Annotated in this window: 4 protein-coding genes; all 4 read left to right on the top strand. The window is 73.6% G+C overall.

The window, feature by feature from the left end; genetic code table 11:
• Nucleotides 1–82: 82 nt before the first annotated feature.
• Nucleotides 83–1252, top strand: coding sequence for a 2-oxoadipate dioxygenase/decarboxylase family protein (locus A9X00_RS16610; RefSeq protein ID WP_082975338.1), 1170 nt, complete (start codon nucleotides 83–85; stop codon nucleotides 1250–1252).
• A complete protein-coding gene (locus A9X00_RS16615) occupies nucleotides 1249–2781 on the top strand; it encodes an aldehyde dehydrogenase family protein (protein ID WP_067155474.1) in 1533 nt (510 codons plus the stop codon). The genes A9X00_RS16610 and A9X00_RS16615 overlap by 4 nt, the downstream gene beginning before the upstream one ends.
• 57 nt (nucleotides 2782–2838) lie before the next feature.
• A complete protein-coding gene (locus tag A9X00_RS16620) occupies nucleotides 2839–3504 on the top strand; it encodes a TetR/AcrR family transcriptional regulator (protein WP_067155478.1) in 666 nt (221 codons plus the stop codon).
• A gap of 46 nt (nucleotides 3505–3550) precedes the next feature.
• Nucleotides 3551–7613, top strand: a 4063-nt coding sequence (locus A9X00_RS16625) for an ATP-dependent helicase (RefSeq protein ID WP_067155481.1), incomplete at its 3' end; no start/stop codon positions are given.

The following is a 7613-nucleotide window of genomic DNA, read 5'->3' on the forward strand; positions in this document are numbered from 1 at the left end:
TCGCGGGTGCGCCGTGAGCGCCCGGCAGGGCACGGTGGCGCCGTGGCAGCTCCGCGCGCGATTCGCCGCCGGGCTGTCCGCCATGTACGCCGCGGAGGTCCCCGCCTACGGCACGCTGGTCGAGGTGTGCGGCCAGGTCAACGCCGCCTACGTGGCGCGAAATCCCGGCGCCGAACGTCTCGGGTCGCTGGATCGGGTCACCGCCGAGCGGCACGGCGCCATCCGGGTGGGCAGCCCGGCCGAACTGGCCGCCGTCGCCGACCTGTTCGCCGCCTTCGGCATGTACCCGGTGGGCTACTACGACCTGCGCCGCGCCGCCTCACCGATTCCGGTGGTGTCGACGGCCTTTCGTCCCATCGACGCGAACGAGTTGGCGCGCAACCCGTTTCGGGTGTTCACCTCGATGCTGGCCGCCCGGGATGCGCGCTACTTCGGTCCCGAGCTGCGGGCCCGGGTGGAGACCTTCGTCGCGCGCCGGCGGCTGTTCGACCCCGCGCTGGTCGCGCGGGCACGAACGATCGCGGCCGAGGGCGGCTGCGCCGCCGACGAGGCGGGGGCGTTCGTGTCGGCGGCGGTGGCGGCGTTCGCGCTGTCGCGCGAGCCGATCGACAAGGCCTGGTACGACGAGTTGTCGCGGGTGTCGCCGGTGGACGCCGACATCGCCGGGGTGGGCTCCACCCACATCAACCACCTGACGCCGCGGGTGCTCGACATCGACGAGCTGTATCGGCGGATGAACGCGCGCGGCGTCGCCATGATCGACGCCATCCAGGGGCCGCCCCGCACCGACGGGCCCGCGGTCCTGTTGCGCCAGACCTCTTTTCGCGCGCTCGCCGAGCCCTGCCTGTTTCGCGGCCGGGACGGCCGCATCACCCCGGGCAGCGTGCGGGTGCGCTTCGGCGAGGTCGAGGCGCGCGGGGTCGCGCTGACCCGCGAGGGCCGGGAACGCTACGACGCCGCGATGGGCGCGCCCGACCCGGCGTCGGTGTGGGGCCGGCACTTCCCGTCGACCGACGCGGGCATGGCCGCCGAGGGGCTGGCCTACTATCGCGGCGGCAACCCGTCCGCGCCGATCGTCTACGAGGACTTCCTGCCGGCGTCGGCGGCGGGCATCTTCCGGTCCAACCTGGACCGCGAAACCCGGGCGCGGGCGGCGCCCGACGACTCGGGCTACGACGCGCGGTGGCTGGCCGGGGCCATCGGCCGCGAGGTCCACGACCCGTACGCACTTTACGAGGAGGCAGCCCGATGAATTCGGAGGAGCTACGAGCCCTGGTGACCACGGCCTATCAGGCGATGGGCGTCGGCGTCGCGCTCGGCGACCCGGCGGGCCACGGGCTGCCCGCCAGCACGCCGATCACCGGCGAGGTGCTGTTCACCGTCGCCCGCACCACGCCCGAGCGGGCCCGGACGGTCATCGCCGACGCCGCCGCCGCGTTCCCGGCGTGGCGCGCCACCCCGGCGCCGGTGCGCGGCGCGCTGGTGGCCCGGCTCGGTGAGCTGCTCACCCGGCACAAGGACGACCTGGCGGCGTTGGTGACCGTTGAGGTGGGCAAGATCGGCTCCGAGGCGCTCGGCGAGGTGCAGGAAATGATCGACGTCTGCCAGTTCGCGGTGGGCCTGTCGCGCCAGCTGTACGGCCGCACCATCGCCTCCGAGCGGCCCGGGCATCGCCTGCTGGAGACCTGGCACCCCCTCGGTGTGGTCGGCGTGATCACCGCGTTCAACTTCCCGGTCGCGGTGTGGGCGTGGAACGCCGCCGTGGCGCTCGTGTGCGGCGACCCCGTCGTGTGGAAGCCCTCGGAGCTGACGCCGCTGACGGCGCTGGCCTGCCAGGCGCTGATCGCCCGCGCGGCCGCCGACATCGGTGCCCCCGCCGCGGTCAGCGGCCTGGTCCTGGGCGAGCGCGACCTCGGCGAGCTGCTGGTGGACGACGAGCGGATCGCGCTGCTGTCCGCCACCGGTTCGGTCCGGATGGGCCAAGCCGTCGGCCCGCGGGTCGCCGCGCGGTTCGGGCGGGCCCTGCTGGAGCTGGGCGGCAACAACGCGGCCGTCGTGACGCCGTCGGCCGACCTCGACCTGGCCGTGCGGGCCATCGTGTTCGCCGCCGCCGGCACCGCCGGGCAGCGCTGCACGAGCCTGCGCCGGCTCATCGTGCACCGCTCGGTGGCCGACGAGGTCCTCGCCCGGGTCGTCGACGCGTGCGCGCGGCTCGCGATCGGCGACCCGTCGGCGCCGGACACGCTCGTCGGCCCGCTCATCCACGAGACGGCCTACCGCGACATGGTCGGGGCGTGCGAGCAGGCGCGCGCCGACGGCGGCGAGGTCTTCGGCGGCGAGCGCTTCCACCCCGACGGCCCTGACGGGCAAGACGCCCACCCGAGCGCCTACTACGTCGCGCCGGCCGTCGTCCGCATGCCCGCCCAGACGGCCATCGTGGCCACCGAAACGTTCGCGCCGATCCTCTACGTGCTGACGTATGACGACCTGGGCGAGGCGATCGCGCTCAACAATGCTGTGCCGCAGGGACTTTCGTCCGCGATCTTCACCACCGACCTGCGCGAGGCCGAGCGTTTCCTGGACGAATCCGACTGCGGCATCGCCAATGTCAACATCGGCACGTCGGGCGCGGAGATCGGCGGAGCGTTCGGCGGCGAGAAGCAAACCGGGGGCGGGCGGGAGTCCGGCTCGGACGCGTGGAAGGCCTACATGCGCCGAAGTACCAATACCGTCAATTATTCCGACGCGTTACCGCTGGCCCAGGGCGTGACGTTTGGCTGAGAGCCGGCTGACAGCGATGTGGCGGCCGTCTCATACCGTGTGAGTACTATCTGTCACATGCCGACAGCCAGAAGGCGGTTATCCCCCGAGGATCGCCGCGCAGAGCTGCTCGCTTTGGGGGCAGAAGTCTTTGGGAAGCGACCCTATGACGAGGTCCGCATCGACGAGATAGCCGAACGCGCGGGCGTGTCCCGCGCGCTGATGTATCACTACTTCCCCGACAAGCGGGCGTTCTTCGCCGCGGTGGTCAAGGACGAGGCGGACCGCCTCTACGACGCCACCAACAACCCGCCCGCGCCCGGCATGACGATGTTCGAGGAGATCCGGACCGGCGTGCTGGCCTACATGGCCTATCACCAGTCCAACCCGGAGGCCGCCTGGGCCGCGTACGTCGGCCTGGGCCGCTCCGACCCGGTCCTGCTCGGCATCGACGACGAGGCCAAGAACCGCCAGATGGAACACATCATGTCGCGCATCGGCGAGGTGGTGAGCGGGATGCCGGACACCAGCGCGCTGGAACCCGACGTCGAGCGGGACCTGCGGGTGATCATCCAGGGCTGGCTCGCGTTCACCTTTGAGATCTGCCGGCAGCGGATCATGGACCCCACCACCGACGCCGACCGGCTCGCCGACGCCTGCGCGCACACGCTGCTCGACTCCATCGCCCGGGTGCCGGAGATCCCGCCGGAGCTGGCGCACGCGATGGCCACCGCGAGGCTCTGAGGCGCGCACCCACCGACATGTCGGTGCCCGTTGGCACCATGGTTGGGTGAGCACCCGCGCCGAGTCCCGGCCGCCCGACCCGTTGGGCCGGTTCAGCGCGGCCACCCGCGAGTGGTTCACCGGCACCTTCGCCGCCCCGACCACCGCGCAGGCGCAGGCCTGGGAGGCCATCGCCGACGGCGACAACACCCTGGTCATCGCGCCGACCGGCTCCGGCAAGACCCTCGCGGCGTTCCTGTGGGCGCTGGACTTACTGGCCGGGTCGGCCGAGCGGCCGGCCGGCACCCGCGTGCTCTACGTGTCCCCGCTCAAGGCGCTGGCGGTCGACGTCGAACGCAACCTGCGCACCCCGCTCGCGGGCCTCACCCGCATCGCCGAGCGGCACGGCCTGCCCCCGCCGGACATCAGCGTCGGGGTCCGCTCTGGCGACACCCCGCCCCCGGTGCGCCGGCAGCTCATCGCGCACCCGCCCGACGTGCTGATCACCACCCCGGAATCGCTGTTTTTGATGCTGACGTCGGCGGCGCGCGAAACCCTCGCGGGCGTTCAGACGGTGATCGTCGACGAGATCCACGCCATCGCCGGCGGCAAGCGCGGCGCGCACCTGGCGCTGTCCCTGGAGCGCCTGGACGACCTGCGTGAGGGGCCGCCCGCGCAGCGCATCGGGCTGTCGGCGACCGTGCGCCCACCCGAGGAGCTGGCGCGCTTCCTGTCGGGGCAGTCCCCCACCCGCATCGTTTCGCCGCCGTCGGCCAAGACCATCGAGCTCACGGTGCAGGTCCCGGTGCCCGACATGGCCAACCTGGCCAACAACAGCATCTGGCCCGACGTCGAGGCCCGCCTGGTCGACCTGATCGAATCGCACGGCTCGACCATCGTGTTCGCCAACTCGCGGCGGCTGGCCGAGCGGCTCACCTCCCGGCTCAACGAGATCCACGCCGAACGCGCGGGGATCTCGCTGGACACGGACCCCAACCCGAAAGTGGCGGGCGGCGCCCCGGCGCACCTGATGGGGAGTGGCCAGAGTTTCGGCGCGCCGCCGCTGCTGGCGCGCGCCCACCACGGTTCGGTCAGCAAGGAGCAGCGCGCCGTGGTCGAGGAGGACCTCAAACGGGGGGTGCTCAAGGCGGTGGTGGCGACCTCCAGCCTGGAGCTGGGCATCGACATGGGCGCCGTCGACCTGGTGATCCAGGTGGAGGCGCCGCCGTCGGTGGCCAGCGGCCTGCAGCGCATCGGGCGGGCCGGCCACCAGGTCGGCGAGGTCTCGCGCGGCGTGCTGTTCCCCAAGCACCGCACCGACCTGATCGGGTGCGCGGTGACCGTGCAGCGCATGCTGGGCGGGCAGATCGAGACGATGCGGGTGCCCGCCAACCCGCTGGACATCCTGGCGCAGCAGACCGTGGCGGCCGCCGCGCTGGAGCCGCTGGACGCCGACCGGTGGTTCGACACCGTGCGCCGGGCCGCCCCCTTCGCGACGCTGCCCCGCAGCGTGTTCGAGGCCACCCTGGACCTGCTGGCCGGCAAGTACCCGTCCACCGAGTTCGCCGAGCTGCGCCCGCGCCTGGTCTACGACCGCGACACCGGCACGCTGACCGCGCGGCCCGGGGCGCAGCGGCTGGCCGTCACGTCCGGCGGGGCCATCCCCGACCGCGGGATGTTCACCGTGTACCTGGCCTCCGAGGCCGAAAAGCCTTCGCGGGTGGGCGAACTCGACGAGGAGATGGTGTACGAGTCCCGCCCGGGCGACGTGATCTCGCTGGGGGCCACCAGCTGGCGGATCACCGAGATCACCCACGACCGGGTGCTGGTGATCCCCGCGCCGGGACAGCCGGCCCGGTTGCCGTTCTGGCGCGGCGACGACGTGGGCCGCCCGGCCGAGCTGGGCGCCGCGCTCGGCGCGTTCACCGGGGAGCTGGCCGGCCTCGACCGCGAAGCCTTCGACAAGCGTTGCGCCGCTTTGGGTTTCGATGCCTTCGCGACCGACAACCTGTGGGGGCTGCTGGACGAGCAGCGGACCGCCGCCGGGGTGGTCCCCACCGACACCACACTCTTGGTCGAGCGGTTCCGCGACGAGCTCGGCGATTGGCGGGTGATCCTGCACTCGCCGTACGGGCTGCGGGTGCACGGGCCGCTCGCGCTGGCGGTGGGCCGGCGGCTGCGCGAGCGCTACGGCCTCGACGAGAAGCCGACCGCCTCCGACGACGGCATCGTGGTCCGCCTGCCCGACACCCTCGACGAAACCCCGCCCGGTGCAGAACTTTTCGTCTTCGACGCCGACGAGATCGACCCGATCGTCACCGCCGAGGTGGGCGGCTCGGCGCTGTTCGCGTCGCGGTTCCGCGAGTGCGCGGCGCGCGCACTGCTGCTGCCCCGCCGCCACCCCGGTAAGCGCTCGCCGCTGTGGCACCAGCGCCAGCGCGCGGCCCAGCTGCTGGACGTGGCGCGCAAGTACCCCGACTTCCCGGTGGTGCTCGAGGCCATCCGCGAATGCCTGCAGGACGTCTACGACGTCCCGGCGCTGACCGGGCTGATGGCCGGCATCGCCCAGCGCAAGGTGCGGGTCGCCGAGACCGAAACCGCGCGACCGTCCCCGTTCGCGGCCTCCCTGTTGTTCGGTTACGTCGGCGCGTTCATGTACGAGGGCGACACCCCGCTGGCCGAGCGGCGAGCCGCCGCGCTGTCGCTGGACAGCACGCTGCTGGCCGAGCTGCTGGGCCGCGTGGAGCTGCGGGAGTTGCTCGACCCCGACGTCATCGCCGCGACGGGCCGCCAGCTGCAGCACCTGTCGGCCGACCGGGCCGCCCGCGACGCCGAGGGGGTCGCGGACCTGTTGCGGCTGCTGGGCCCGCTGACCGAGGACGAGGTCTCGGCCCGGGCCGGAGGTGCCGACGTCGGGGGATGGCTGGAGGGCCTGCGGGCCGCCCGGCGCGCGCTGACCGTGCCGTTCGCCGGCCGCAGCTGGTGGGTGGCCGTCGAGGACATCGGCCGGCTGCGCGACGGGGTCGGGGCGGCGGTGCCGCTGGGCGTCCCGGCCGCGTTCACCGAGGCGGTGGCCGACCCGCTGGGCGAGCTGCTGGGCCGCTACGCGCGCACGCACACCCCGTTCACCACGGCCCAGGCCGCCGCCAGGTTCGGCCTCGGGCTGCGCGTCACGGCCGACGTGCTGGGCCGGCTCGCCGCCGACGGCCGGCTGGTGCGCGGCGAGTTCGTCGCCGCTGAATTATCCGGGGGCGCCGGGGACGAGCAGTGGTGCGACGCCGACGTGCTGCGCATCCTGCGGCGGCGTTCGCTGGCGGCGCTGCGCGCGCAGGTGGAGCCGGTGAGCACGGCCGCGTACGGGCGGTTCCTGCCGGCCTGGCACCACGTGTCGTCGCCGCAGTCGGGTCTCGACGGCCTGGTCTCGGTGATCGATCAGCTGGCCGGGGTGCGGATGCCGGCCTCGGCGATCGAACCGCTCGTGCTGGCCCCGCGGGTGCGCGGCTACTCCCCCGCGATGCTCGACGAACTGCTCGCCACCGGCGAGGTGACCTGGTCGGGCGCCGGGTCGATCTCGGCCGGCGACGGCTGGATCGCGCTGCACGCCAGCGACTCCGCGCCGCTGACGCTGGCCGGGCCGGCCGAGCTCGACTTCACCGACGCCCACCGCGCGATCCTCGACACGCTGGCCGGGGGCGGCGCGTACTTCTTCCGCCAGCTGGCCCAGGCCGGGATTCCCGAGTCGGAGCTGAAATCCGCGCTGTGGGAGCTGATCTGGGCCGGTTGGGTCACCGGCGACACGTTCGCGCCGGTGCGCGCGATGCTGGCCGGCACCGGTGCCCGCAAGCGATCGGCCCCCGCCCACCGCACCCGCCGCCCGCCGCGGCTGAGCCGCTACAGCGTCGCGCACGCCCAGCACCGCAGCGCCGACCCGGCCGTGGCCGGGAGATGGTCGGCCCTGCCGGCGCCCGAGCCGGATTCCACGCTGCGCGCCCACTACCAGGCCGAGCTGCTGCTGGGCCGCCACGGCGTGCTGACCCGCGGCGCGGTGGCGGCCGAGGGCGTGCCGGGCGGGTTCGCGACCCTCTACAAGGTGCTCAGCACGTTCGAGGAGGCCGGCCGGTGCCAGCGCG

It is taken from the genome of Mycobacterium sp. 1245805.9 (assembly GCF_001672915.1).
Classification (GTDB): domain Bacteria; phylum Actinomycetota; class Actinomycetes; order Mycobacteriales; family Mycobacteriaceae; genus Mycobacterium.

Excerpts from the sequence above, each read along its gene's own strand:
- A9X00_RS16615 (WP_067155474.1), top strand. The coding sequence starts at position 1,249 with ATGAATTCGGAGGAGCTACGAGCCCTGGTGACCACGGCCTATCAGGCG.
- A9X00_RS16620 (WP_067155478.1), top strand. The coding sequence starts at position 2,839 with ATGCCGACAGCCAGAAGGCGGTTATCCCCCGAGGATCGCCGCGCAGAG.
- A9X00_RS16610 (WP_082975338.1), top strand. The coding sequence starts at position 83 with ATGTACGCCGCGGAGGTCCCCGCCTACGGCACGCTGGTCGAGGTGTGC.